The organism is Acidovorax sp. ACV02, assembly GCF_014851475.1.
Classification (GTDB): Bacteria; Pseudomonadota; Gammaproteobacteria; order Burkholderiales; family Burkholderiaceae_C; genus Acidovorax; species Acidovorax delafieldii.
The window spans coordinates 1-24838 of record NZ_JACUZU010000008.1 but is presented as its reverse complement, the minus strand read 5'-3'; the positions used below and the strand labels follow the sequence as shown (position 1 = coordinate 24838).

21 protein-coding genes, 2 tRNA genes and 1 pseudogene are annotated in these 24838 nt (G+C 64.7%); 6 read left to right on the top strand and 18 right to left on the bottom strand.

Annotated elements, in window-relative coordinates:
* Positions 1-54: 54 nt before the first annotated feature.
* The 9 genes from IB236_RS19105 to IB236_RS19065 form a co-directional block, all read right to left on the bottom strand.
* Positions 55-130: transfer RNA gene (locus tag IB236_RS19105), tRNA-Val, on the bottom strand.
* Positions 131-145: 15 nt separating this feature from the next.
* On the bottom strand, positions 146-418 hold the full coding sequence (locus IB236_RS19100; protein WP_008906675.1) for an HU family DNA-binding protein: 273 nt from the start codon (positions 416-418) through the stop codon (positions 146-148).
* Between the two features lie 301 nt (positions 419-719).
* Positions 720-1814 (bottom strand): tartrate dehydrogenase, encoded by a 1095-nt coding sequence (locus IB236_RS19095; protein ID WP_192421828.1) that lies wholly within the window; start codon positions 1812-1814, stop codon positions 720-722.
* A 70-nt stretch (positions 1815-1884) separates the two neighbouring features.
* The gene (gene pgsA / locus IB236_RS19090; protein WP_026436902.1) at positions 1885-2451 is read right to left on the bottom strand and encodes a CDP-diacylglycerol--glycerol-3-phosphate 3-phosphatidyltransferase; all 567 of its coding nucleotides are present in this window, start codon (positions 2449-2451) and stop codon (positions 1885-1887) included.
* A gap of 45 nt (positions 2452-2496) precedes the next feature.
* Positions 2497-4500, bottom strand: a complete 2004-nt coding sequence (gene uvrC / locus IB236_RS19085; RefSeq protein WP_192421827.1) for an excinuclease ABC subunit UvrC — start codon at positions 4498-4500, stop codon at positions 2497-2499.
* A 108-nt stretch (positions 4501-4608) separates the two neighbouring features.
* The gene (locus tag IB236_RS19080; RefSeq protein ID WP_192421826.1) at positions 4609-5589 is read right to left on the bottom strand and encodes a tripartite tricarboxylate transporter substrate binding protein; all 981 of its coding nucleotides are present in this window, start codon (positions 5587-5589) and stop codon (positions 4609-4611) included.
* 79 nt (positions 5590-5668) lie between these two features.
* A complete protein-coding gene (locus IB236_RS19075) occupies positions 5669-6649 on the bottom strand; it encodes a tripartite tricarboxylate transporter substrate binding protein (RefSeq protein WP_192421825.1) in 981 nt (326 codons plus the stop codon).
* Positions 6650-6695: 46 nt separating this feature from the next.
* Positions 6696-7676 (bottom strand): hydroxymethylglutaryl-CoA lyase, encoded by a 981-nt coding sequence (locus IB236_RS19070; protein WP_192421824.1) that lies wholly within the window; start codon positions 7674-7676, stop codon positions 6696-6698.
* Entirely contained in the window at positions 7673-8878 is a 1206-nt protein-coding gene (locus IB236_RS19065; RefSeq protein WP_192421823.1) for a CaiB/BaiF CoA-transferase family protein, read from the bottom strand. The genes IB236_RS19070 and IB236_RS19065 overlap by 4 nt, the downstream gene beginning before the upstream one ends.
* A 148-nt stretch (positions 8879-9026) precedes the next feature.
* Here IB236_RS19065 and IB236_RS19060 point away from each other — a divergent pair, with 148 nt between their 5' ends.
* The 3 genes from IB236_RS19060 to efp all read left to right on the top strand — a co-directional run bounded on the left by IB236_RS19060 (position 9027) and on the right by efp (position 11757).
* Positions 9027-9923 carry a LysR family transcriptional regulator gene (locus IB236_RS19060; protein ID WP_056064190.1) on the top strand — a complete coding sequence of 299 codons (897 nt, stop codon included), beginning with the start codon at positions 9027-9029 and terminating at the stop codon, positions 9921-9923.
* Complete coding sequence (gene earP, locus IB236_RS19055; protein ID WP_192421822.1) at positions 9920-11062, top strand: elongation factor P maturation arginine rhamnosyltransferase EarP; 1143 nt, start codon at positions 9920-9922, stop codon at positions 11060-11062. The genes IB236_RS19060 and earP overlap by 4 nt, the downstream gene beginning before the upstream one ends.
* A gap of 140 nt (positions 11063-11202) precedes the next feature.
* Positions 11203-11757 carry an elongation factor P gene (efp, locus tag IB236_RS19050; RefSeq protein ID WP_008906801.1) on the top strand — a complete coding sequence of 185 codons (555 nt, stop codon included), beginning with the start codon at positions 11203-11205 and terminating at the stop codon, positions 11755-11757.
* Positions 11758-11895: 138 nt separating this feature from the next.
* Here efp and rimO read toward each other — a convergent pair whose 3' ends face one another.
* The 5 genes from rimO to IB236_RS19025 form a co-directional block, all read right to left on the bottom strand.
* A complete protein-coding gene (gene rimO / locus IB236_RS19045) occupies positions 11896-13287 on the bottom strand; it encodes a 30S ribosomal protein S12 methylthiotransferase RimO (protein ID WP_192421821.1) in 1392 nt (463 codons plus the stop codon).
* A 179-nt stretch (positions 13288-13466) separates the two neighbouring features.
* A complete protein-coding gene (gene phaR / locus IB236_RS19040) occupies positions 13467-14027 on the bottom strand; it encodes a polyhydroxyalkanoate synthesis repressor PhaR (protein ID WP_056746647.1) in 561 nt (186 codons plus the stop codon).
* A 283-nt stretch (positions 14028-14310) separates the two neighbouring features.
* A tRNA-Val gene (locus IB236_RS19035) sits at positions 14311-14387 on the bottom strand.
* Between the two features lie 116 nt (positions 14388-14503).
* Positions 14504-16717 carry a bifunctional (p)ppGpp synthetase/guanosine-3',5'-bis(diphosphate) 3'-pyrophosphohydrolase gene (locus IB236_RS19030; RefSeq protein WP_056064207.1) on the bottom strand — a complete coding sequence of 738 codons (2214 nt, stop codon included), beginning with the start codon at positions 16715-16717 and terminating at the stop codon, positions 14504-14506.
* Positions 16714-17682: an alpha/beta fold hydrolase gene (locus IB236_RS19025; protein WP_192421820.1), complete on the bottom strand. Its 969-nt coding sequence runs from the start codon at positions 17680-17682 to the stop codon at positions 16714-16716. Before IB236_RS19025 ends, IB236_RS19030 begins: the two co-directional genes overlap by 4 nt.
* Before the next feature lie 116 nt (positions 17683-17798).
* On the opposite strand from IB236_RS19025, the gene IB236_RS19020 reads away from it, so the two are divergent.
* The gene (locus IB236_RS19020; RefSeq protein WP_056064213.1) at positions 17799-18581 is read left to right on the top strand and encodes a 3-hydroxybutyrate dehydrogenase; all 783 of its coding nucleotides are present in this window, start codon (positions 17799-17801) and stop codon (positions 18579-18581) included.
* 116 nt (positions 18582-18697) lie between these two features.
* Here the strand turns inward: IB236_RS19020 and IB236_RS19015 are convergent, their stop codons facing one another.
* Positions 18698-19411 carry an SIMPL domain-containing protein gene (locus tag IB236_RS19015; protein WP_121944006.1) on the bottom strand — a complete coding sequence of 238 codons (714 nt, stop codon included), beginning with the start codon at positions 19409-19411 and terminating at the stop codon, positions 18698-18700.
* 217 nt (positions 19412-19628) lie between these two features.
* Between IB236_RS19015 and ompR the strand changes: the two genes are divergently transcribed.
* Together ompR and IB236_RS19005 are read left to right on the top strand one after the other, a co-directional pair.
* Complete coding sequence (gene ompR, locus IB236_RS19010) at positions 19629-20360, top strand: two-component system response regulator OmpR (RefSeq protein ID WP_015014739.1); 732 nt, start codon at positions 19629-19631, stop codon at positions 20358-20360.
* Positions 20361-20366: 6 nt separating this feature from the next.
* Positions 20367-21896 (top strand): sensor histidine kinase, encoded by a 1530-nt coding sequence (locus IB236_RS19005; protein WP_056064216.1) that lies wholly within the window; start codon positions 20367-20369, stop codon positions 21894-21896.
* A gap of 61 nt (positions 21897-21957) precedes the next feature.
* On the opposite strand, the gene gudD is transcribed toward IB236_RS19005, so the two are convergent.
* The 3 genes and pseudogenes from gudD to IB236_RS18990 form a co-directional block, all read right to left on the bottom strand.
* Positions 21958-23319, bottom strand: a complete 1362-nt coding sequence (gene gudD, locus IB236_RS19000) for a glucarate dehydratase (RefSeq protein ID WP_192421819.1) — start codon at positions 23317-23319, stop codon at positions 21958-21960.
* Positions 23320-23494: 175 nt separating this feature from the next.
* Complete coding sequence (locus IB236_RS18995) at positions 23495-24481, bottom strand: tripartite tricarboxylate transporter substrate binding protein (RefSeq protein ID WP_192421818.1); 987 nt, start codon at positions 24479-24481, stop codon at positions 23495-23497.
* 85 nt (positions 24482-24566) lie between these two features.
* Positions 24567-24838 (bottom strand): annotated as a pseudogene (locus tag IB236_RS18990) (5-dehydro-4-deoxyglucarate dehydratase); the annotation flags it as partial.

The window sequence follows — 24838 nt, the reverse complement described above, 5'->3', positions numbered from 1 at the left end:
TCTTTCAGAAGGCAAAAAACAAAAGGCGAACTTGCGTTCGCCTTTGTTCGGTGATGGTGGGTCCTGACGGTCTCGAACCGCCGACCTACTCCGTGTAAAGGAGCCGCTCTACCAACTGAGCTAAGGACCCCACCTAAACTGATCCTCAGTTCAAGGCATCTTTCAATGCCTTGCCAGGACGGAACTTCGGAACTTTAGCAGCTTTGATTTTAATCGTAGCGCCGGTACGGGGATTGCGACCGGTACGGGCAGCACGCTTGCCCACAGCGAAGGTACCGAAACCGACGAGCGACACGGTGCCGCCCTTCTTGAGAGTCTTCTTGACAGCCTCGATCGTGGATTCCAGGGCACGCGCAGCAGCGGCCTTGGAGATGTCGGCGTTGGTAGCGATGTGCTCAATCAATTCGGTTTTGTTCACAAGAAGCCTCTCGGAAAAGAGTTAATGGAATGTCTCGAGGATATCTGGTCTTCACACGCCTGAAAGCACAGCCGTGGGCTGGTGGAGAACAGGCGGGGGAATGACTGGCATACACAGCAGTGGCTGCTGCATCAGATTAAAGCCATCGAGTTTCAGAGTGTCAATACAACACGCTGTTTTGCGTCAGCGTTGTTTTGAATTCTAGTCGTATTTCACGCTGCGACAGGGCTTGGCGGGGGTTTTTGTCTCAAACACGCCGTATCGGCAGCACTCCGTATTGACACCCCGCAGCCAGCCGTACTCAACGAGCAGCGAGTGCCTGAGCGATGGCTTTGCCCACATCCTGCGTGCTGCCCGTGCCGCCCAGGTCCGGGGTGCGCGGAGCACCACTGCCAGGTTGCAACACGGCTTCGATAGCGGCCAGAACGGCGTCGTGCGCGGCGCGATAACCCAGGAAGTCCAGCATCATTGCGCCGCACCAGATCTGCCCGATGGGGTTGGCGATGCCCTTGCCCGCGATGTCGGGCGCCGAGCCATGCACCGGCTCAAACAGCGACGGCATGGTGCGCGTGGGGTTGAGGTTGGCGCTGGGCGCGATGCCGATGGTACCGGTGCACGCAGGTCCCAGGTCCGAGAGGATGTCGCCGAACAGGTTGCTGGCAACCACCACATCAAAGAAGTCGGGCCGCTGCACGAAGTGGGCGGTGAGGATGTCGATGTGGAACTTGTCCACCGCCACATCGGGGTAGGCCTTGGCCATCTCGGCCACGCGCTCGTCCCAGTAGGGCATGGTGATGGCGATGCCGTTGGACTTGGTGGCGCTGGTCAGGTGCTTCTTGGGGCGCGACTGGGCCAGTTCAAACGCAAACTTCAGCACGCGGTCCACGCCGTGGCGCGACATCACTGTCTCCTGCATCACGATCTCGCGCGGAGTGCCTTCGTACATGCGACCACCGATGCTGGAGTATTCGCCTTCGGTGTTCTCGCGCACGATCAGCATGTCGATCTCGCCGGGCAGGCGCGGGCTGCCATCACGGCGCACCACAGGGGCGATCACGCCCGGCATGAGGCGCGCGGGCCGAAGGTTGATGTACTGATCAAACTCGCGGCGGAACAGCAGCAGCGAGCCCCAGAGCGAGATATGGTCGGCGATCTTGTCGGGCCAGCCCACCGCGCCGAAGTAAATGGCCTCATGGCCGCCGATCTGGTCCTTCCAGTTGTCGGGCAGCATCTTGCCGTGCTTTTCGTAGTAGTCCCAGCTCGAAAAGTCGAAGTGGTCGAAATGCAGGTCAATGCCAAACTTGCGGGCGGCCTCGTCCAGAACGCGGAGGCCCTCGGGCATGACCTCTTTGCCAATGCCGTCACCGGCAATGACTGCAATGCGATGCTTCGCCATTCAGATGCTCCTGAAAATATAGCTGCCTGCGCTTATATATCAAGCGATCCAGGCATCAAAGACTTGAAAACTATTTGACGCGCGCCCGGATCTCGGGCAACGCCTTCTGCAGGTAGTACACCATCGACCAGACAGTGAGCACCGCCGAGGCCCAGATGAGCCAGGTGCCCCACACGCCGGTATCGATCACGCCAAACAGGCGCCCGTCGTACAGCAGAAAGGGGATGGCCAGCATCTGCACCGTGGTCTTGACCTTGCCGATCATGTGCACGGCCACGCTCTTGCTGGCGCCGATCTGCGCCATCCACTCGCGCAGGGCCGAGATCGCGATCTCGCGGCCGATGATGATGAGGGCCACAAACACGTCGGCACGTTGCAGGTGCACCAGCACCAGGAGCGACGCACACACCAGAAACTTGTCGGCCACCGGGTCCAGGAAAGCCCCGAAGGACGAGGTCTGGTTGAGCTTGCGGGCCAGGTAGCCGTCCAGCCAGTCGGTGGCCGCGAACACCACGAACATCACGGTGGCGATGAGATTGCGCGTGGCCGGGTCCAGCGGTGCGTAGAACACCCCCACGATCAAAGGTATCGCGACGATGCGCGTCCAGGTCATCAAGGTGGGGATAGTCCAGAACATGGCGGCGATTGTGTCACGGCGCGGCCGTGGAACGGCACATGGGGCTTATCTCAATGCCTTGTAAATTTCTTCTGCCAATTCATGCGAGATGCCATCCACGGTGGCCAGGTCCTCCACGCTCGCGGATGCCACCCCACGCACCCCGCCAAAACGTTGCAACAGGCGCGCTCGCTTCTTGGGCCCCACCCCCGCAATTTCTTCCAGTTGCCCGCCCCCCACGCGCACCTTGGCCCGTGCCGCGCGCATGCCGGTGATGGCAAAGCGGTGCGCCTCATCGCGGATCTGCGCCACCAGCATCAGCGCGGCCGAATCCTTGCCCAGGTAGACCTTTTCGCGCCCGTCGGCAAACACCAGCTCTTCCAGGCCCACCTTGCGGCCCTCGCCCTTCTCGACCCCCACGATGCGGGTCAGGTCCAGCCCCAGTGCCGTGAACACCTCACGCGCCACGCCCACCTGCCCCTTGCCGCCGTCGATGAGCACCAGGTCGGGCAAACGCGCCTGGCCCTTGGGCCGGGCTGCGGCTTGCGCCTCGGGCGATTGCGCATAGTCGATGCCGCCCTCCTCGCGCTGCGCCTCCACCACCTTGCTGTAGCGGCGCGTGAGCACCTGGCGCATGGCGGCATAGTCGTCGCCGCCGGTGATGCCTTCGATCTTGTAGCGGCGGTATTCGCTGCTCTGCATCTTGTGGTGGTGAAACACCACACACGACGCCTGGGTGGATTCACCCGCCGTGTGCGAGATGTCAAAGCACTCGATGGTGAGCTGGTCCAGGTCTTCGGGCGGCAGATCCAGCGCCTCGGCCAGCGCCCGCGTGCGGGCCTGCTGCGAGCCCTCCTCGGCCAGCAGGCGGGCCAGTTGCAGGTCGGCGTTTTTCTGCGCCATGTCCAGCCACGCGCGGCGCTGTTCGCGCGGCTGGTGGATAGCGTTCACGCGCAAGCCACTTTGTTCGGTCAGCGCGTCCAGCAAGGCCTTGTCCACCGGCACACTGGTCACCAGCAGCGGTGGCACAGGCACACCGATGTAGTGCTGGGCAATGAAGGCCTCCAGCACCAGGGCCTCCACGGGGCGAACCGGACGAGACGGGGTGGCCACCGTTTCATCCGCACCGTCCCCGCCCTCTTCTTCGAACACCGCCGCAGCGTCCTCGACATGCACCGGAAAGTACGGCCGGTCGCCCAGGTGGCGGCCACCGCGCACCATGGCCAGGTTCACGCAGGCGCGGCCACCTTGCACGCGCACCGCCAGGATGTCCACATCCTTGTCATCCACCGTCTCTATGGACTGCTGGTGCAGCACGCGCGACAGCGCCTGGATCTGGTTGCGCACCTCGGCGGCCTGCTCAAACTCCAGCTTGTCCGAGTGCGCCATCATCCGCGCCTCCATGGCTTGCAACACCTCCTGCGTCTCGCCGCGCAGCAACGCCTCGGCGTGCTGCACGTCAGCCGCATAGGCCTCGGGCGAAATCAGGTCCACACAGGGCCCGGTGCAGCGCTTGATCTGGTACAGCAGGCAGGGCCGTGTGCGGTTGGCAAACACAGTGTCTTCGCATGTGCGCAGCCGGAACACCTTTTGCAGCAGCTGGATGGTTTCCTTCACCGCCCAGGCGCTGGGGTACGGGCCAAAGTACCGGTGTTTTTTATCGACCGAGCCCCGGTAGTACGCCATGCGCGGAAACACCTGGCCCGGCGCATCACCCCGCGTGTGGGCGCCCGGCGTGCCGGTGATCTTGAGATAGGGGTAGCTCTTATCGTCTCGGAACAGGATGTTGAACTTGGGGTTCAACGTCTTGATGAGGTTGTTTTCCAGCAGCAGCGCCTCGGCTTCGGAGCGCACCACCGTGGTCTCCATGCGCACGATCTTGCTGACCATGTGGCCGATGCGTGTGCCGCCATGGTTCTTCTGGAAGTAGCTGGACACCCGGCGCTTGAGGTTGAGCGCCTTGCCCACGTACAGCAGGGCATCCTGCGCGTCGAAATAGCGGTACACGCCCGGCAGCGCTGGCAGCGCAGCCACCTGCGCCAGGAGTTCTTCGGAATGCACATCAGACATGGCGCGTATTGTGGCCCCGTGCGCAGCCCGCCCCATTCACTATCAAATAAATAGCTGCTAGCGCTTATCCATCAAGCGCCAGCGGCCATTTTCATCAAAACACCCGAATCACTCCGCCTCGATCTTCGAGGTCTTCACCACCTGCGCCCAGTTGGCCAGATCGGCCTTCACCTTGTCACCCAGCTGCGCAGGGGTCTGGTAGTCCGCCGTGGCGCCCTGCTCTTGCGCCTTTTGCTGGAAGGCCGGGTTCTGCACCACGGTGCGGATGTCGGCCGTGAGCTTGTCCACCACGGTCTTGGGCACGGCGGCGGGGGCAAACACCGCAAACCACGAGGTGGCATCGACCTTGGGGTAGCCCGCCTCGACTGTGGTGGGCACATCGGGCAGGCTGGGCAGGCGCTGTTTGCCCGTCACGGCCAGCACGCGTAATTTGCCGCTGGCGATGTGGGGCATGAACGGCGGCGCGGTGCCAAAGGTCAGGTCCACCTGGCCGCCCAGCAGGTCCTGCAGCGCGGGGCCCGTGCCTTTGTAGGGCACGTGGACCATCTTGATGGCGCCTTGCTGCTCCAGCATGGCACCCGTGACATGCTGCAACGATCCATTGCCCGACGAGGCGTAGTTGAGCTTGCCGGGATTGGCCTTGGCATAAGCGATGAGTTCAGCCAGCGTCTTCACCGGCAGGTCGTTGCGCACCACGATGATCTGCGGAGCCGAGATGACATTGGCCACAGGCTGGAAGTCGCTCTGCTCCCACTGCTTTTGTTTGGTGATGTGGGGCGAGATGACGTGGTAGCCCGAGTACTGCATCAGCAGCGTGTAGCCATCGGCCTCGGCCCGCTTGACGGCGCTGGCAGCAATGTTGCCGTTGCCCCCGCCCTTGTTGTCCACGATGACCGACTGGCCCAGCACCGGCGCAAGCGCCTGCGCCAGCATGCGGGCCGACAGGTCGGTGGTGCCGCCTGCGGCGGTGGGCACCACCAGGGTCACGTTTTTGGACGGGTAAACGCCCTGTGCCGCTGCGTGGCCAATAAAGCCAGTGGCCAGTGCGGCCAGTGCGAGGGTGGTGAACTGCTTGCGGGTGGTTTTCATGGAAGCGATGTCTCCGTTGTCGTTGTTGTGAAAGGTCTGAATATCAAAAAGGCAGCAGGGTTCGACAGTCGTGCACCGCTCAATCTACCGTGGCACCCGTGTCCTTGACCACGCGGCTCCACTTGGGCAGGTCGGACTGCACCAGCGCCGCCAGCTGCGCTGCCGTGCCCTTGAAGGGCTCGCAGCCCACGGTGGCCAGCTTGTCCACCACGTCCTTGTGCTCCAGCGCACGGGCCACCTCGGCCTGCAACTGCGCCACGATGGGCGCGGGCGTGCCAGCCGGGGCAAACAGCGCATACCAGGGCGCCTGGCCAAAGCCCTTGATCGTCTCACCAATGGTGGGCGCATCGGGCAGCGCGGCCACACGCTTTTCATTGACCACACCCAGCACCTTGAGCTTGCCTGCCTTGATGAACGCAATGGCCGACGGCAGGCTTTGCACCGACAGCGGCACTTGCCCGCCCACCACATCGGTGGCGGCTGCGGCGGAACCCTTGTACGGAATGTGCTGCAGCTGGATGCCCGCCGCCTTTTGCAGCATCTCGCCAATCAGGTGGTTCAGCGTTCCGTTGCCCGCCGAGGCAATCGAATATTTTCCGGGGCTGGCCTTGGCCAAAGCCACCATTTCGGCCACGGTGTTGGCCGGGAAGGATGGATGCGCCACCAGCACATAGCCCGCCGTGGCCACGGGCGCCACGGGTGCAAAGTCCTTCACCGGGTCAAAGCCCGGGTTCTTGTACAGCGCAGGGCCGATCACATGGGCGCTGTCAGCCGTGAGCAGCAGCGTGTAGCCATCGTTGCGTGCACGGGCTGTGGTGCCGGTGGCCAGCGTGCCGCCCGCGCCAGGGCGGTTGTCCACGATCACGCTCTGGCCCAGTTGTTCGCTGAGTTTTTGCGCCACCACGCGCGCAATGGCATCGTTGGCGCCACCCGCAGCCTGGGGCACCACCACGGTGATGGGCTTGGAGGGGTATTTGTCCTGCGCGCCCGCAGCCAGTGCAGCGGAGCACAGCACGGCGGCGGTAAAGATGCGGCGGGACAGCGTCGTTTGAAATGTCATGGCTTTTGTCTCCTGGTGTTATGGGTGAATGCAGGCTCACCCGCGCTCAGCGGGCCAGCGCTCTTTCGCGGATCGCCTCGAAATCGGCAGGCACCGGGTGCAGCGCCAGGCGCGGGCCCGCCTTGGCGATCTGGCTGGGAATGTCGTGGCCAATCAACGCAGGCAGTTGCTGCGCAGCGGCCAACAGTTGTGCCAGATCCACCCCCGTGTCATAGCCCATCAGCACCAGCGCATGCACGATCTCCTCGCTGCACACATTGCCGCTGGCGCCCGGCGCATAGGGGCAGCCGCCCAGGCCGCCCAGCGAGGCATCGAACCGGTCTGCGCCTGCGTCAATGGCCGCCAGCACATTGGCCAGCCCCATGCCGCGCGTGTTGTGGAAATGCAGGGTGAACTCCACCCCCGGCCAGCGCGCGCGGGCTGCCGCGGTGAGCTGGTGCACCTGCGTGGCGTAGGCCATGCCCGTGGTGTCGCACAGCGTGATGCCACGCACGCCCCGATCCACAAAACGCTGCACCCAGCCGAACACATCCGCCTCGGCCACATCGCCTTCCATGGGGCAGCCAAAAACACACGACAGCGACACATTCACCGCCACGTTGGCGCCCTGCGCCAGGGCCACTACCTGCGCCAACGCCGCAAACGACTGTTCCTGCGTCATGCGCAGATTGGCCAGGTTGTGGGTGGCGCTGACCGACATCACCAGGTTCAGCTCGTCCGTGCGCGACTCGATGGCGCGCTCGGCACCGCGCAGGTTGGGCACCAGCGCGGTGTAGACCGTGCCAGGGCGGCGCGTGATCTCGCGCATCACGATCTCGGCATCCTTGAGCGCAGGGATGGCCGTGGGCGAGGTGAACGAAGTCACCTCGATCTTGGCCAGGCCCGCCGCCGACAGTGCGTTGCACAGCGCGATCTTGTCGGCCGTGGGCACAAATGCCTTTTCCATCTGCAGGCCGTCGCGCAGGCCGACTTCCTGCATATGGATGCGGCGGCCTGCGCCCTGCCACACGGTGTTGGATGCACTCATTGAATCACCCCCTTGCTGCGCAGCAGCGCGATCTGTTCGGCCGTGAGCCCGGCCTCGGCCAGCACCGCATCGGTGTCGTCGCCCAGGTGCGGCGCGCTGCTGCGGATGCTGCCCGGCGTGGCCGAGAGCTTGGGCACGATGCCGGGCACCTCCACGCTGTAGCCGTCGCGCGTCTGCTGCGTCAGCAGCATGTCGCGGGCGCGGTAGTGCGGGTCTTCGGCAATGTCCTTGGCGGTGTAGACCTTGCCCGCAGGCACGCGGGCGGCGCCCAATGCATCCAGCACCTGCTGCACGGTGCGCTGCGCGCTCCAGGCGCCAATCGCAGCGTCGATCTCTTCCACACGCGCCACGCGGCCGGTGTTGTTGGCGAGGTCCGGCGCAGTGCCCAGGTCGGGCCGGCCGATGGCGTCCATCAACCGCTTGAAGATGCTGTCGCCATTGCCCGCCACCAGCACCCAGCCATCCGTGCAGGGGTAGGCGTTGCTCGGTGCAATGCCCGGCAGCGCACTGCCTGCGGCCTCGCGCACGGCCCCGAAGGCGCTGTATTCGGGGATCAGGCTTTCCATCACGTTGAACACCGCCTCGTGCAGCGCCACGTCAATCACCTGGCCCTGGCCGCCTTTGACCTTGCGGTGGTACAGCGCCGTGAGCACGCCGATGGTGCCGTGCAGCGCCGCCAGCGTGTCGCCAATCGAGACACCGACGCGCACCGGCACGCGGCCGGGCTCGCCCGTCAGGTGGCGCAGACCGCCCATGGCTTCGCCGATGGCGCCAAAGCCTGGCAGGTCGCGGTACGGCCCCGTCTGGCCGTAGCCAGAGATGCGCAGCATCACGAGGCCGGGGTTGAGATGGTGCAGCTCCTCGGGCGACATGCCCCAGCCTTCCAGCGTGCCGGGGCGGAAGTTTTCGACCAGCACATCGGCTTCTGCAATCAGCTGGCGAGCGATGTCCTGCCCCTCCTTTTGCCGCAGATCCAGCGCCACCGAGCGCTTGTTGCGCGACTGCACCTGCCACCAGACGGAGGTGCCTTCCTTGATCAGGCGCCAGTTGCGCAGCGGGTCGCCGGTCTCGGGCGCCTCGATCTTGATCACATCGGCGCCAAACTCGCCCAGCGTCTTGCCGCAGAAAGGCCCGGCAATGAGCTGGCCCATTTCGATGACGCGCACGCCTTGCAACGCGGCGGGGGAAGCAATGGAATCCATGGGTGGGGTTATCTCCTGCGGCCAGCCCCACGCCGGGGCGGCTCGGGGCGAATGATGCGCAGGGTGTGCGGGGCCGTAAATCGCTCAAGCAACAAGATGCCATCGCAAACCGGCATGGCAGCTGCGGCGCTTGCTACCATCGGCCCCCATGAAACTCGACCCCGTCTCCCTGCGCCTGTTTGTGGCCGTGATGGAAGAAAGCACCATCGCTGCCGCCGCCGCGCGCGAGCACTTGGCCGCCTCGGCCGTGAGCCGCCGCTTGGCCGACCTGGAAGACGCGTTGCATGTGGCCCTGTTCACCCGCAGCAACAAGGGCACCGAGCCCACGGCCGCCGCATTTGCCCTGCTGAACCTGGCGCGCGGCGTGCTCAATGACCTGGACGGCATCGCCACCCAGATGCGCGAATATGGCACCGGAGTGCGCGGCCACGTGCGCGTGGTGGCCAACATATCGGCCATCACGCAGTTTTTGCCGGGGGAACTGCAGAGCTTTCTGGCACAACACCCGCAGGTGGATGTGCGGCTGCAGGAGCAGATCAGCAGCGCGATTGCGCATTCCGTGGCCGAGAACGCGGCCGACGTGGGCATCCTGAACGAAGGCCACTACGGCGAGCGGGTGACGCTGCTGCCCTACCGCACCGACGAGCTGGTGCTGGTGGTACCCACCGGCCATGCGCTGGCGCGGCGCAAGTCCGTGCGGCTGGCAGACGCCCTGCCCTATGACTTTGTGGGCGCGCACCCCAACAGCGCCATCAACAACCAGCTCACCCGCGCATCCGCCGAGGCTGGCCTGCCGCTTCGGCTGCGCATGCAGGTCACCAGCTACGACGCGCTGTGCCTCATGGTCAACGCCGGCCTGGGTGTGGGCGTGATGCCGCGCGGCAGTGCGCGGCTGTACCAGGGCGCGCTGCAGATCCGCACCGTCACCCTGAACGAGCCCTGGGCCCACCGCCGCCTGTCGCTGTGCGTGCGGTCGGAAGAATCCCTCTCCACCGTGGCCCGGCTGCTGGTGGACCACTTGCGCACCCAGCCTGCCACACCATGACCCCCGACCGCCAGCCCCTGCAGTGGGATGTGTTCTGCCGCGTGATCGACAACTTTGGCGACATTGGCGTGTGCTGGCGTCTGGTCGCGCAGCTGGCCGCGCTGGGCCACCGCGTGCGCCTGTGGGTGGACGACGCCTCGGCGCTGCAATGGATGGCCCCTGGGGGCTGCCCCGGGGTGGAGGTGCGGCCCTGGGGCGCGCCGCCGCCGGGCCCCAACGAGCCGCCACCCGATGTGATGGTGGAGGCCTTCGGCTGCGATATTACTCCTGAATTCATAGCGTATAGCGCATATTCCACTAGCGCTTCTGGCCAAAATCGCTCCAAACCTGTCTGGATCAACCTGGAATACCTGTCTGCAGAGGCCTACGTCGCACGCACCCACCGCCTGCCGTCCCCCATCCTGTCCGGCCCGGCATCGGGGTGGACGCGCTGGTTTTTCTACCCCGGCTTCACCACCGGCACCGGCGGCCTCCTGCGCGAGCCCCATCTGATGGCGCGGCGCGAGGCTTTTGACCGCAGCGCCTGGCGCACGGAGCACCGGGCCATGTTTGGCAGGGGCGAAGAAATACCGGGTAGCCGCTGGGTGTCGCTGTTCTGCTACGAGCCCCCGGCGCTGGCCCACCTGCTGCAACAGTGTGCGCTGCAACCCACCGAGCTGCTGGTCACGCCTGGCCGCCCGGCTGCTGCTGTGCGGGCGACACTGGCCGAGCCCTCCGGGAACGAAGGAGGTCCGCAAGTGCATGACCAGCGGGGACTGCTGTCCTTGTCCTACCTTCCCCACCGCCCCCAGCCAGCGTTTGATGAGATGCTGTGGGCCTGCGACTTCAATGCGGTGCGGGGCGAGGACTCGCTGGTGCGTGCGCTGTGGGCGGGTCAGGCCTTTGTCTGGCAGATCTACCCACAGCACGACAACGCCCACCACGACAAGCTCTGGGCCTTTCTGGACTGGCTGCAGGCCCCTGCGTCACTGCGGCAGTTCCACGCGACCTGGAACGGGCTGGACGCCGCGCCGCTGCAATGGCCGGACGACAACACGCTGGCAGAGTGGACCGCCTGCACCCAGGCTGCCCGTGCGCGCCTGCTGACGCAGGACAACCTCGTCGCACAACTTTTGGGCTTTGTCGCCGAAAAACGGTAAAATCCGAGGCTTTGCGCAAATCAGGTGCGGCATGTCAGTGCCTGCTCCCCGCGCACTTTCGCCGCAGAACATGCACCGGCGCGCAAACCAGATGGTTTGCCAGCCCGCGCGTTGAGCGGCCCCAACCCAAGCAACTTGCTATGAAAATCGCTCAAGAAATCCGCGCCGGCAACGTCATCATGCACGGCAAGGACCCCATGGTGGTCCTGAAGACCGAATACGCCCGCGGCGGCCGCGGTGCAGCCACCGTGCGCATGAAGCTCAAGAGCCTGATCGGCAACTTCGGCACCGAAGTCGTGTTCAAGGCCGACGACAAGATCGACAACGTGATCCTGGACAAGAAAGAGTGCACCTACTCCTACTTTGCCGACCCCATGTACGTGTGCATGGACACCGAGTACAACCAGTACGAAGTGGAAGCCGAAAACATGGGCGACTCGCTGAACTACCTGGAAGACGGCATGACCGTGGAAGTGGTGTTCTATGACGGCAAGGCCATCTCGGTCGAACTGCCCACCAGCGTCGAGCGCGAAATCACCTGGACGGAACCCGCCGTCAAGGGCGACACCTCCGGCAAGGTCATGAAGCCTGCCAAGATCGCCACCGGCTTCGAAGTGCCCGTGCCCCTGTTCGTCAGCCAAGGCGACAAGATCGAAATCGACACCCGCACTGGCGAATACCGCAAGCGCGTCTAAGGGCGGCAAGGGCTCGCAGCCCTCTCTCCCTCACAGGAGATCCCCCAAAGAAAAAGGCTTCCCTCGGGAAGCCTTTTTTATGATTCAGAGCCAATGCGCTAGTGCTGCATGGATCCAACGCTATGAATTAAATAGCAATCAGATAGGTTGCGCCACCAGGTCGTGCCCCTGCACGCCCACGATACGTGCCTTGGTGAACTCCCCCACCTTGAGCTGCTTGCTGATCTTCTCGGGCGGCAGCAGCTGCACGGTGCCGTCGATCTCGGGCGCATCCGCATAAGTGCGGCCCACACCCCCTTTGCGGCCCAGGGCAGGTGCATGGTCCACCAGCACCTGCATGGTGGCACCCACCCGGCGCTGCAGCCTGGCGATCGAGACCTCTTCCGCCACCGCCATGAAGCGGGCACGGCGCTCTTCGCGCACTTCCATCGGCAGCATGCCGGGCAGCTCGTTGGCCGCAGCGCCATTCACATCGCTGTAGGCAAAGCAGCCCGCACGGTCAATCTGCGCCTCGCGCACGAAGTCGAGCAGGTGCTGGAACTCTTCCTCCGTCTCGCCCGGAAAGCCCGCAATGAAGGTGCTGCGGATGACCAGCTCGGGGCAGGCTTCGCGCCAGCGCAGGATGCGCTCCAGGTTGCGCTCGCCGCTGGCGGGGCGCTTCATGCGCTTCAATACGTCAGGGTGGCTGTGCTGGAAAGGCACGTCCAGGTACGGCAGCACCTTGCCCGTGGCCATGAGTGGGATCACTTCGTCCACGCTGGGGTACGGGTACACATAGTGCAGGCGCACCCAGGCGCCATAGGGCTCGGCAATCTCGCCCAGCGTCTGCACCAGCTCCAGCATGCGGGTCTTGACGGGCTTTCCGTCCCAGAAGCCCGTGCGGTACTTCACGTCCACGCCATAGGCCGAGGTGTCCTGGCTGATCACCAGCAACTCTTTCACACCACCTTGAAACAAGGCCTTGGCCTCGCTCAGCACGTCGCCAATGGGGCGCGACACCAGATCGCCGCGCATGGACGGGATGATGCAGAAGGTACAACGGTGGTTGCAGCCTTCGCTGATCTTGAGGTAAGCGTAGTGCTTGGGCGTGAGCTTGATGCCCGCGATGCCAAAGCTGCCGGGCACCAGGTCCACGAACGGGTCGTGGGGCTTGGGCAGGTTCAGGTGGACCGCATCCATCACCTCTTGCGTGGCATGGGGCCCGGTCACGGCCAGCACGCTGGGGTGCATCTGGCGCACCATGTTGCCGCCATCGTCACCCGTGCGGGCGCCCAGGCAGCCGGTGACGATGACCTTGCCGTTCTCGGCCAGGGCTTCGCCAATGGTGTCCAGGCTTTCTTTCACGGCATCGTCGATGAAGCCGCAGGTGTTGACGATGACCAGGTCGGCACCCTGGAAGGTCTTGGAGGTTTCGTAACCCTCGGCGCTCAGCTGCGTGAGGATCAGCTCGGAATCGGTCAGCGCCTTGGGGCATCCCAGGCTGACGAATCCGACTTTGGGTGTTTTGGTGGGGGCAATTGCTTCGCTCATATCCCCGTATTGTCCCAGTTCCGGCGTTGAGCGGTCAGGATTGCCGATTCATCGCAAGGTTTGCCACCTGCCGCAACCTGCGCAACCGGTGCTGCACCAGCCCGCAGCCGCGATTTAAAGGCAGCACCGCCGCTATAGCGGCGCCGCCCGGGGGCAAGGCGCCGCAGGCGCCTCGGGGGCTATCTTTTCAGTCCAAATGCGCCCAGCATCTGCTCCGTCTGCTTTTGCATCTGCTCCTGCATCTGGGCCAGCATGGTCTGCGACTGCTCGACATAGTTGCCCATCATGCCCTTGAGCATGGGCGACTGCAGGCTCATGAACTGCGCCCACATCTCGGGCGTCACGCTTTGGGACTGCTCGGCCAGCTTGGTCTGCACGTCGGTGAAGGCCTGGACGTTCTTCTCCAGGTACGCGCCCATGAACCCCTGCATGGCATGGCCGTAGAACCGGATGATGTTGGCCAGCACCGCCTCGGTGAACATCGGGGCGCCGCCCGCCTCCTCTTCCAAAATGATCTGCAGCAGGATGCTGCGTGTGAGGTCTTCGCCCGTCTTGGCGTCGCGCACCACCACGTTCTGGTGGTCCATCACCAGCTGGCGCACCTCGGCCAGGGTGATGTAGGTGGAGGTGTCTGTGTCGTACAGACGGCGGTTGGGGTACTTCTTGATGACGCGCTGGGTCGATTTGGACGCAGCGGTTTTCGGTTCGGACACAACGAACTCCTCGGGCTCAAAACCCATGTATTGCAGTGCAGCACATTCTAGGGAGACTGCTGCGCCGCTGCGGCAAAGGAATACCCTGAGGACGCAGGACAACCGAGTGTCGCACGTGTGACTGATAGGTCCGGCGCTGTGTGTCGTGGAGCTTCCTGCACCACACACCACAGCCCGGCAACAGCGCGTGAAGCGAAAGAATGAAGCAAAAACAAAAAAGCCACCTTACGGTGGCTTGCTGCATGAACACCGCCTGCGGTGTTGTTGCCAAGTTTTCTTGAACTGAAAGCTGGTTTCTTTCAGAAAAACTTGGTAGGCGCGATTGGACTCGAACCAACGACCCCCACCATGTCAAGGTGGTGCTCTAACCAGCTGAGCTACGCGCCTGTCGTTATCAAGACCACGATTATAGCCATAAAAATCGCCCCCTCGAGCTCGGCAGGCTACAAATAGCACAACGCGCGCGAAGCGGGCTCACAGGCAAGGCCCGCGCGCGTCTCGCCTCAACGGCGGCGGGCAGAACGGACGCCCTGCACCCCAGCCACGATGCCGAGCACCTTGTTCAGGCGGCCTGAGTCGGACACTTCTACCGTGAACGTCATCCACGCCGTGCCTTTGACGGACTGGGTCTGCACACCGATCACATTGGTTTTTTCGCGGGCGAACACTTCCGAGATGTCGCGCAGCAGGCCCTGGCGGTCGGCGGCCTCCACCGCGACGTCCACCGGGTACACCGCCGTGGATGCCGATGGCTTGGGCACGCCCCACTCCACCTCGATCACACGCTCGGCGTTGCGTGCCGCCATCTCGCGGAAGTTGCTGCAGTCGGCACGGTGCACGCTCACCCCTTTGCCGCGCGTGACAAAGCCACGGATGGTGTCCGGGGGTGCGGGCTTGCAGCACTTGGCCAGCTGCGTCATCAGCGAGTCGATGCCCACCACCAGCACACCGCCCTTGGGGGCCGCATCGTTGGTGCGTGTTTTCTTGAGCAGCAGATAGTCGTCGGGCTGCAGCACGGGCTCGGGCGGGCGTAGCACGGTTTCAATGTTGCGCAGCGAAAACTCATCCTTGCCCACCACCTCAAACAGCGCGTCGGCCGACTTGAAGCCCAGTTGCACCGCCAGATCGTCGAGCTTGATGGCGGTCTTGCCTTCGCGCTGCAGCAGCTTTTCGACCGCCTCGCGGCCCCGGGCCACTGTCTCGTGCGTGGCCTGTGCGTTGAACCAGGCACGCACCTTGGCCTTGGCGCGGTTGCTGGTGAGATAGCCCAGCTCGGCATTGAGCCAGTCGCGCGAGGGGCGCCCTTCCTTGACCGTGGAGATTTCAACAGTCTGCCCGTTTTGCAACGGGGTATTGAGCGGCACCATCACACCATCGACCTTGGCGCCCCGGCAGCGGTGGCCCAGGCTGGTGTGGACCGAGTAGGCAAAGTCCACCGGGGTGGCGCCCTGGGGCAGCTCCACCACGGCGGCATCGGGGGTCAGCACGTAGATGCGGTCCTCGAACAAGCCCCGGTTGGGCAACGCGCCCGCCAGGTCCCGCTCCCACGCCAGCAGCTGGCGCAGCACGGCAATCTTGGCGTCGTACTCGCCCGTTGCAGACACACCCGCATAACCTTTCGCCCCGGCCTCCTTATAGGCCCAGTGCGCGGCCACGCCATGCTCGGCGTGTTCGTGCATGGCCTGGGTGCGGATCTGGATCTCGATGGGCTTGCCGTTGTCGTCCCGCACGATGGTGTGGAGCGACTGGTAGCCGTTGGGTTTGGGCTTGGCGATGTAGTCGTCAAACTCCTCCACGATGGGCTTGAACTGCTCGTGCACCCAGCTCAGGGCGGCGTAGCAGTCCTTCACCGTGGGCACCACCACACGCAGCGCGCGGATGTCGAACACCTGGTCGAAGTTGAGCGACTTGCCACGCATCTTCTTGACGATGCTGTAGATGTGCTTGGGGCGTCCCGCCACGGTGGCGCTGATGCTGCGCGCACGCAGGTCGGATTCGAGCCGCGCGCGCAGCTGCTCCATGTAGACCTCGCGCTCGCCGCGCTTTTCGTCGAGCAGGCGGGCCACTTCCTTGTAGGTGTCGGGCTCCAGGAAGCGGAAGGACAGGTCCTCCAACTCCCACTTCACCTGCCAGATACCCAGGCGGTTCGCCAGCGGCGCAAACACCTGCAGCGACTCGCGCGCCAGGCTGGGCGACACGGGGCGCTTGCTGGCCGCATGAAAACGGAGCGTCTGCAAGCGCGAGGCCAGCCGCAGCATCACCACACGCAGGTCGCGCGAGAACGCCAGCAGCATCTTGCGCACGTTCTCCGTCTGCACAGCCGGGTCGTCCAGCGGTGCAGCCGCGCGGGCCTGCTGCTGCACGCGCATCAGCTTGGTGGTCTCCACCGCCAGCGCCGCGAAGTTGGCGCCAAAGGCCTTGGCGATCACCTCCTCGGGTTTGTTCAGATGGATGCAGGCGTGTACCAGATAGCTGGCCGCCTGCATGGCTTCGGAACCGCCAATACCCTTGAGGATGGCGGCCACGGCATCGGCATGGGCCAGCGTGTTCTCGCCGGAGTCGAGCGTCTCACCCGCCATCAGGGGTTCGGCAAAAGCACGCGCGCGGGCCAGTGCGTTCACCTGCTCCGGCAGGGTGTGCGCCGTGGCGGCGATGAGCTGGGGGACAGCGTCGGCCTGGGGGGTGAGAGACGCTGGTGCAGGAGGGTTGGTTTTCATCCGGCCACAGCACCTTCTGCCGCCAGCAGGAAATCCGCGACTGCGGCGACCTGGTCTTCCGCCACCAGTGTGGGCGCGTGACCTACGCCCTCAAACTCCGCCACGCGGGCCCGGGGCCCGCGCTGCGCCATGGCCTGCGCCGTATCGCGCGAGAGCAGGTCCGACTGCGCACCGCGCAACAGCAACGTCTGGGCCGTGATGTGGTCATACAGCTGCCACAGCGCCGCCTCGCCCGCCGCCGCAGCCTCCTGCGTCAACGTCTTGAACGGCACCGCAATCGCCGGGTCATAGTGCAGCGCGAGGCCGCCTCCGGTGGACTGCGGCAGCTCGCGCACCATGGCGCGCGACAAGTCCAGCCACTGGGCGGGCGTGTGGGGGCCAAAGCTGGTGGAGATGGCCCACATTGCATCGGCCGCCTGCTGCAGCGAACCAAAACGTGCGGGCTGCCCCAGATACTGCCCGATGCGCTGCAGCGCCTGCCACTGGATGACAGGCCCCACATCGTTCAGCACCAGCCGGCGCACAGGCACCGGCAAGGGCAGGCCCGGCTGGCCGGTGATGCCCATGCCGATGAGTCCGCCCATGCTCGTGCCCACCCAGTCCAGCGTGGTGATAGGGGCTTGCTGGTGCAACTGCGCCAGCAATGCCAGCATGTCCGCCGCGTATTGGGGAATCTGGTAGCCCATGGGGTCGGCCAGCCAGTCGCTGCGCCCCCGGCCCACCACGTCGGGGCAGATCACCCGTGCATGCTGGCTCAGCACGCGGGCCAAGGTATCAAAATCCCGCCCCTGGCGCGACAGGCCATGCACGCAGACGATGACGTGCGGGTGCGCCGGGTTGCCGGTGGCGTTCCACTCCCAATACGCCATGCGGTGCTGCTGTGCGGGAGCGGGTGCGCGGTCTGGAGTCTCCGGCGAGGCCGCGGGGCCTGGGCACAGTACGTAGTTCAGCGTAGGTTCAATCATGGGTGCGAAATCCGGGGGCAGCGCTCGATAATGCTGTGGTCGTTGGCACCCATCGCTTGCCCCTGAGTGCCGACTTTTTCTTGTCGTCGCATCGTAATTCATTCGGAGAGACTCCCATGCTGAAAGGCAAAACTGCCCTCGTCACCGGCTCCACCAGCGGCATTGGTCTTGGCATCGCCAAGGCCCTGGCGCGCCAGGGCGCCAACATCGTGCTCAACGGCTTTGGCGATGTGGATGGCCCCCGCGCCGAGGTGCTGGCAGCTGGCGAGGCTGCGGGCGCCCAGGTGGCTTACCACGGCGCCGATATGAGCCGTGTGGCCGACATCGAAGACATGATGAAGTACAGCGCCAGCCAGTTTGGCCGCGTGGACATTCTGATCAACAACGCAGGCATCCAGCATGTGGCCAATGTGGAGAACTTTCCCGTCGAACGCTGGGACTCCATCATCGCCATCAACCTGACCAGTGCCTTCCACACCTCGCGCCTGGCCCTGCCCGCGATGAAGAGCGCCAACTGGGGCCGCATCATCAACGTGGCGTCGGTGCACGGCCTGGTGGGATCGGCTCAGAAGTCCGCCTATGTAGCCGCCAAGCACGGCATCGTGGGCCTGACCAAGGTCACCGCGCTGGAAAACGCCACCACCGGCGTGACCTGCAACGCCATCTGCCCAGGCTGGGTGCTGACGCCACTGGTGCAAAAGCAGGTGGACGCCAAGGCCGCCGAACACGGCATATCCAATGAAGAAGCCAAGAAGCTGCTGCTGGGCGAGAAGGAGCCTTCGATGCAGTTCACTACGCCCGAGGAGTTGGGCGAACTGGCCGTGTTCTTCTGCTCCCCCGCCGCCAACAACGTGCGTGGCGTGGCGTGGAACATGGACGGCGGCTGGGCTGCTCAGTAAGCCGGTGCTGAGCAATCGCTCTGCTTTTGATAGCTGCCAGCGCTTATTGCACTAGCGCTTGCAGCCGTTTTTATTTCAAACAGGGCACACCCAGCGACTCAGGGGGCTCAGAGGCCTCAGCGCATCTGCACCGAGCCCGACACGTTCACCGTGACCTGGGCCTTGCCCGCTTCCACCGGCACGGCTGAGTCCGAGAACGACGCCGCCTTGGCCTCGGCGGCCATCATGCGGGGCCGGGGGCCGGGCGACATTTCATTGCTGTTCACCGCCACTTCGCGCAAGCTGTAGTTCGCAAATCCAAAGCCCTTGGCCAGTTCGGCCGCACGGGCCTTGAATTGCTCGATGGCCTGGGTCTGGGCCTCGGACTCCACCTTGGCGCGGGCCTCGCGCGACAGACCAAACGCCACCTGGCTGATCGCCAAGGTCTGAATCTTGCCGGCGGTGGCCGTGATGCGTGCAAAGTCACGGCCCTCCAGCACCAACTCTGCCCGGCCCTGCCAGCCGTTGATCTTGCCGTCCTTGCCATAGCGGGGGTACAGCCCGAACGGACCGGTGCGCACGTCCAGCTGGCCTGGCTGCGCATTGCGCTTGGCCTCGGTCAGTGCAGCATCCAGCGCCTGCTTGAGTTGGGTTTGCACGGTAGCGGCGTCGGCGGCCTCTTTGCTGGTGGCAAGGTTGAGCACCAGCAGGTCTTGCTGCACCTCCACCGTGCCCGTGGCCGACAGCTGCACCACATTGCGCAGCTCAGGGGCCGGTGTATTTTGGGCAAAAGCGGCGCTTGCGCAGGCGATCAATGCACTGGCAGCTATCAATTTGGTAGTGTTTTTCATCATCACTCGGTCCTTGTCATTGGTGCACGCCCCGGTTGCCAGGGGTGCGGGGCACCACCTTAACCGCAGTGCGCTACGCCCTTGACAAAGCCATGTCGCACGAGGTGCGAAGCTGGGCAAAACTTGTAACAGTTGGTCAAACCCGGCCTCCAAACCCGAACTTCGGCGTTCCAACTGGTCAGAATTGGCTCTGTTACAAATTGGACTTGAGATCAACATGGCCACAACACCCAATCGCACCGACAAAGTTCTGGTAGTGGACGACGACGCCCGCATCCGCGACCTGCTGCGCCGCTACCTCACCCAAGAGGGTTTTGAAGTCATGGTTGCCGAAGACGGCAAGGCCCTCAACCGCCTGCTGCTGCGCGAGACGGTGGACATCATCGTGCTGGACCTGATGATGCCTGGCGAAGACGGTTTGTCGATCTGCCGCCGCCTGCGCGCCGCCAACGACCGCACTCCCATCATCATGCTCACTGCCAAGGGCGAGGACGTGGACCGCATCGTGGGCCTGGAAGTGGGCGCCGACGATTACCTGGGCAAGCCCTTCAACCCGCGCGAGCTGCTCGCCCGCATCCACGCCGTGCTGCGCCGCCGCCCCGCCCAGGAAGCCCCGGGCGCCCCATCGGGGGACAACGAAGTCGTCACCTTTGGCCCCTTCACCTTCGATCTGGGCACGCGCGCACTGCAGCGCAATGGCGAAGAACTGCCGTTGACCACCGGCGAATTCGCCATGCTCAAGGCCCTGGTGCGCCACCCGCGCCAGCCTCTGTCGCGCGAAAAGCTGGCTCTGCTGGCCCGCGGCCGCGAGTTCGAGCCCTTCGACCGCAGCCTGGACGTGCAGGTCTCTCGCCTGCGCAAGCTGGTGGAAGTGGACGCCGCAGCGCCCCGCTACATCCAGACCGTCTGGGGCGTGGGCTACGTGTTTGTGCCGGACGGAACGAGCTGATAGTTCATGGCCAACACTGAGGGCAAGCCGAGATCTTCGTCCCGCAAGTCTGTCACCGCCCCCTCCGACGCCACCAGCCCTGCCCCGCTGGAGGCCATTCGGCGGGCGCGGGAACAGCGTGCGCGCGTCGGTCTGAACCTTTTCTGGCGCACGTTTTTTCTGCTGGCCCTGCTGCTGGTGGGCAGCATCCTGGCGTGGCTGCAGACCCTGCGCGCGCTGGAGTTTGAACCGCGCACGCTGCAGACCGCACAGCAGATTGCATCGCTGGTCAACCTGAGCCGCGCCGCGCTGGTGCACTCCGACGCCATCGCGCGCGTGTCGCTCATCAAGACCATGGCCGACCAGGAGGGTGTGCGCATCCTGCCGCGCGAGCCCAAGGACAAGTACGCACTGCTCGATCCGACGGCCCTGGGCAACCGCCTGACCGACGAGTTGACCATGCGCCTGGGCCCGGACACCATCGTGGCGCAAAGCGTGAACGGAGAAAACGGCCTGTGGGTCGGCTTCAACATCAACGGCGACCCCAACTGGCTGCTGATGGACCGCTCGCGCTTCAGCCCGGCAGGGGGACGCACCTGGCTGATCTGGCTGATCACGGCCGCCGCGCTGTCGCTGGCCGGCGCCGCAGCCATTGCACGGCTGATCAACCGCCCGCTCAAGCAGCTGTCCTATGCGGCCAACCGCGTCAAAGACGGTGACTTTGCCGCCAGCCACCTCGACGAAGAAGTGGTGACCAGCGAAATCCGCGAGGTGAACATCGGCTTCAACCGCATGGCCCAAAAGCTGGCCAAGCTGGAACAGGACCGCGCCGTGATGCTGGCGGGCATTTCACACGACCTGCGCACGCCGCTGGCGCGCCTGCGGCTGGAAACGGAAATGAGCGTGACCGACGAAGTGGCCCGCGAGCACATGGTGGCCGACATCGTGCAGCTAGACGCCACCATCGACAAGTTTCTGGACTACGCACGGCCCGACCACGTGACGCTCACGCCGGTGAACCTGCATGCGGTGGTGTCGTCATGTGTGTACGCAGTGCAGGACCACCGCGAGCTGCAGATCACCATGGCAGTGCCTGAGGACCTGAACGTGCTGGCAGACGAGGTGGAATTGGCCCGTGTGATCTCCAACCTGCTGGAAAACGCCCGGCGCTACGGCAAGAACGAGGACACGGGCATCACCAACGTGGACATCGCTGCCAAGAGCCGCGAAAACTGGGTGCTGATCAAGTTGCGCGACCACGGCGCTGGCGTGCCGCCTGAGCAGCTGTCCAACCTCACCAAGCCGTTCTTCCGGGGCGACTCGGCACGCACGGCGGCGGCAGGTGCAGGCCTGGGGCTGTCGATTGTGGACAAGACGGTGCAGCGCATGGGCGGCATTTTTGCGCTGGCCAACTCCAGCACCGGCGGCCTGGTGGCCCACCTGCAACTGCAGCGCGCCACCAGCCTGCCCGAGGGCGTGGACCCCAAGCAGCGCCTGCAGCGCCCATCCGTCAAGCGCCAGCTGCCCCGGCGACGGGCGGAAGACCGGATGGCCTGATCCCCTGCCCTGCCACCAACACAAAGCCCTCCACTGGAGGGCTTTGTGTTTTGGAACCGCCTCAGCGCACCATGCAAGGTGACTTGTTGTTGAACTTCCAGCCGGGGATCAGGTACTGCATCGCAATCGCATCGTCGCGGGCCCCCAGGCCGTGCTGCAGGTACAGGCGGTGGGCGCGCTCAACCTCGTCCATGTCCAGCTCCACCCCCAGACCGGGCTTCTCGGGCAGGTCAATGAAACCATTCCTGATCTGGAACGGCTGCTTCGTCAGGCGCTCGCCGTCCTGCCAGATCCAGTGCGTGTCGATCGCGGTCACGCGGCCCGGGGCAGCGGCGCCCACGTGGGTGAACATGGCCAGCGAAACATCGAAATGGTTGTTGGAGTGCGAGCCCCAGGTCAGGCCGAAGGCCTGGCACATCTGCGCCACACGCACTGATCCGGCCATGGTCCAGAAATGCGGGTCTGCCAGCGGAATATCCACCGACTGCAGCGCCAGGCTGTGCGCCATTTCGCGCCAGTCGGTGGCCACCATGTTGGTAGCGGTGGGCAGGCCGGTGGCGCGGCGGAACTCGGCCATCACCTCGCGGCCCGAGAACACGCCTTCTGCGCCGCAGGGGTCTTCGGCATAAGCCATCACACCGTGCAGGTCGCGCGTGAGGCGGATGGCGTCTTTCAACAGCCAGCCGCCATTGGGGTCCAGCGTCACGCGCGCTTCGGGGAAGCGCTCGTGCAGCGCGCGGATGGCCTCGACCTCTTCCTCGCCACGCAGCACACCGCCCTTGAGCTTGAAGTCAGCAAAGCCATAGCGCTCGTAAGCGGCCTCGGCCAGGTGCACGATGCCCTCAGCCGTCATCGCCTTTTCGTTGCGCAGGCGGAACCAGTCGTTGTCAGCGCCGGGCTCGGTGCGGTAGGCCAGATCGGTCTTTGCCCGGTCGCCCACATAGAACAGGTAGCCCAGCATTTGCACCGATGTGCGCTGCACGCCGTCGCCCAGCAGCGCAGCCACGGGTACGCCCAGGTGCTGGCCCAGCAGATCGAGAAAGGCCGACTCCACCGCCGTCACGGCATGGATGGTGATGCGAAGGTCAAAGGTCTGCAGGCCGCGCCCGCCCGCATCGCGGTCAGCAAACTGGGCGCGCATGGCATTGAGCACGGCGTTGTGGTGACCCACGGGCTGGCCCACGATGAGCGGTCGCGCATCTTCGATGGTCTGGCGGATCTTCTCGCCGCCGGGTACTTCGCCCACGCCTGTGTTGCCCGCGCTGTCACGCAGGATAAGCAGGTTGCGCGTGAAGAACGGACCGTGCGCGCCGCTCAGGTTCATGAGCATGCTGTCGTGGCCAGCCACAGGCACCACGCGCAGCTCGGTGATAACGGGTGTGCTGGTGGCAAAGGCCTTGGAGGGAATGGAAGGTGTGTTCATGGTGGTATTGGATTGCGAAGGCGGGAGTCAGGCGATCCGGTCGAAAGCGCGCGGCCGATGCCAGAACCGCCGCGCAAGGGCCGCCCCGCCGCGCTGGCGGTGTCCCCCTTCCCGAACTACGCAGTAGTTCGAGAGAAGGGGGAAGGCGCGAAGCGACTCAGGGGGTTGTAACGAATTAATCAGCGGTGATTTTTCGGGTCTCGATCACGGTCTTCCAACGGGCAAATTCGCGCGCTTGGTAGGCGGTGAAGGCTTCGGGCGTGCTGCCGACAATCTCCAGGCCCTGGTCCAGCATGCGCTTTTTCACGGCAGGGTCGTTGATGGCTGCGATGGCGGCGTCCGCGAGCTTCTTCTTGAGTGCAGGCGGCAGGCCCTTGGGTGCGGCCATGCCCTGCCAGGAGTACACCTCAGCACCGGTCACGCCCGCTTCGGCCAGCGTGGGTACATCCGGCAGCACAGGGCTGCGCTTGTCGCCCGTCACAGCGATGGCGTGCAGTTTGCCCGCACGGATGTGCTGCAACACGGCGTTCACGTTCTGGAACGAGAACTCCACCTGCCCGCCCAGCAGGTCGTTGATGGCCGGTGCGCCACCCTTGTAGGGAATGTGCAGGCCTTCGGTGCCACTCTGCTGCCAGAACACTTCGGCAGAAAGGTGGTCTGACGAGCCGTTGCCCGAGCTGGCAAAACTCACCTTGCCCGGGTTGGCCTTGAGCTGGGCGATCACCTCCTTCACGGTGCGCGCCTTCTGTCCGGGGGCTGCGACCAGCACGTTGGGCGCCTGTACCGGCACGGTGATGTAGTCAAAGTCCTTGAGGGCGTCGTACGGCACGCTCTTGAGCAAATGCGGCGCCACGACAAAGGCACCCAGCGACGACACCAGCAGCGTGTAGCCATCGGCTGGCGCGCGCTTGACCATGCCCGCGCCCAGTGTGCCCGTGGCACCCGGGCGGTTGTCCACCACGAAGTTCTGGCCCAACTTGTCGCCCATGTGCAGGGCCATGGCGCGGGCCACCATGTCGGTGGAACCGCCGGCCGGGAACGGCACGACGATGGTCACGGGTTTATCGGGCCAGGTGGCAGCAGGCGCGGCGGTCTGCGCAGATGCGGCAAAGGCAAGGCCACAGGCGGCAGCAACAAGCAGCAGTTTCTTGGCAACGTACATGAGGGTGTCTCCGAAAGTAGTGATGGCAGGCCCTCTGCGGGGCCTCGGGGGTGGATGAGGAAAGGAATGAATCCGCAGGCCGCGTTTACTGCGGCCCGAGCTTGTCAATCAGCGCCTTGAGCTCTTCCATCTCATGGGGCTTGAGGTCCGTCAGCGGCGCCCGCACCGGCCCGCCGTCATGGCCCACGATGCGCGCCCCCGCCTTGATGATCGACACGCCATAGCCCTCGACCCGGTTGCGGATGGCCAGGTACGGCATGAAGAACGACTTGAGCAGCCGGTGCTGCGTGGCCGTGTCATCGCTGGCCACCGCCTTGTAGAACTCCATCGCCGTCTTGGGGATGAAGTTGAACACCG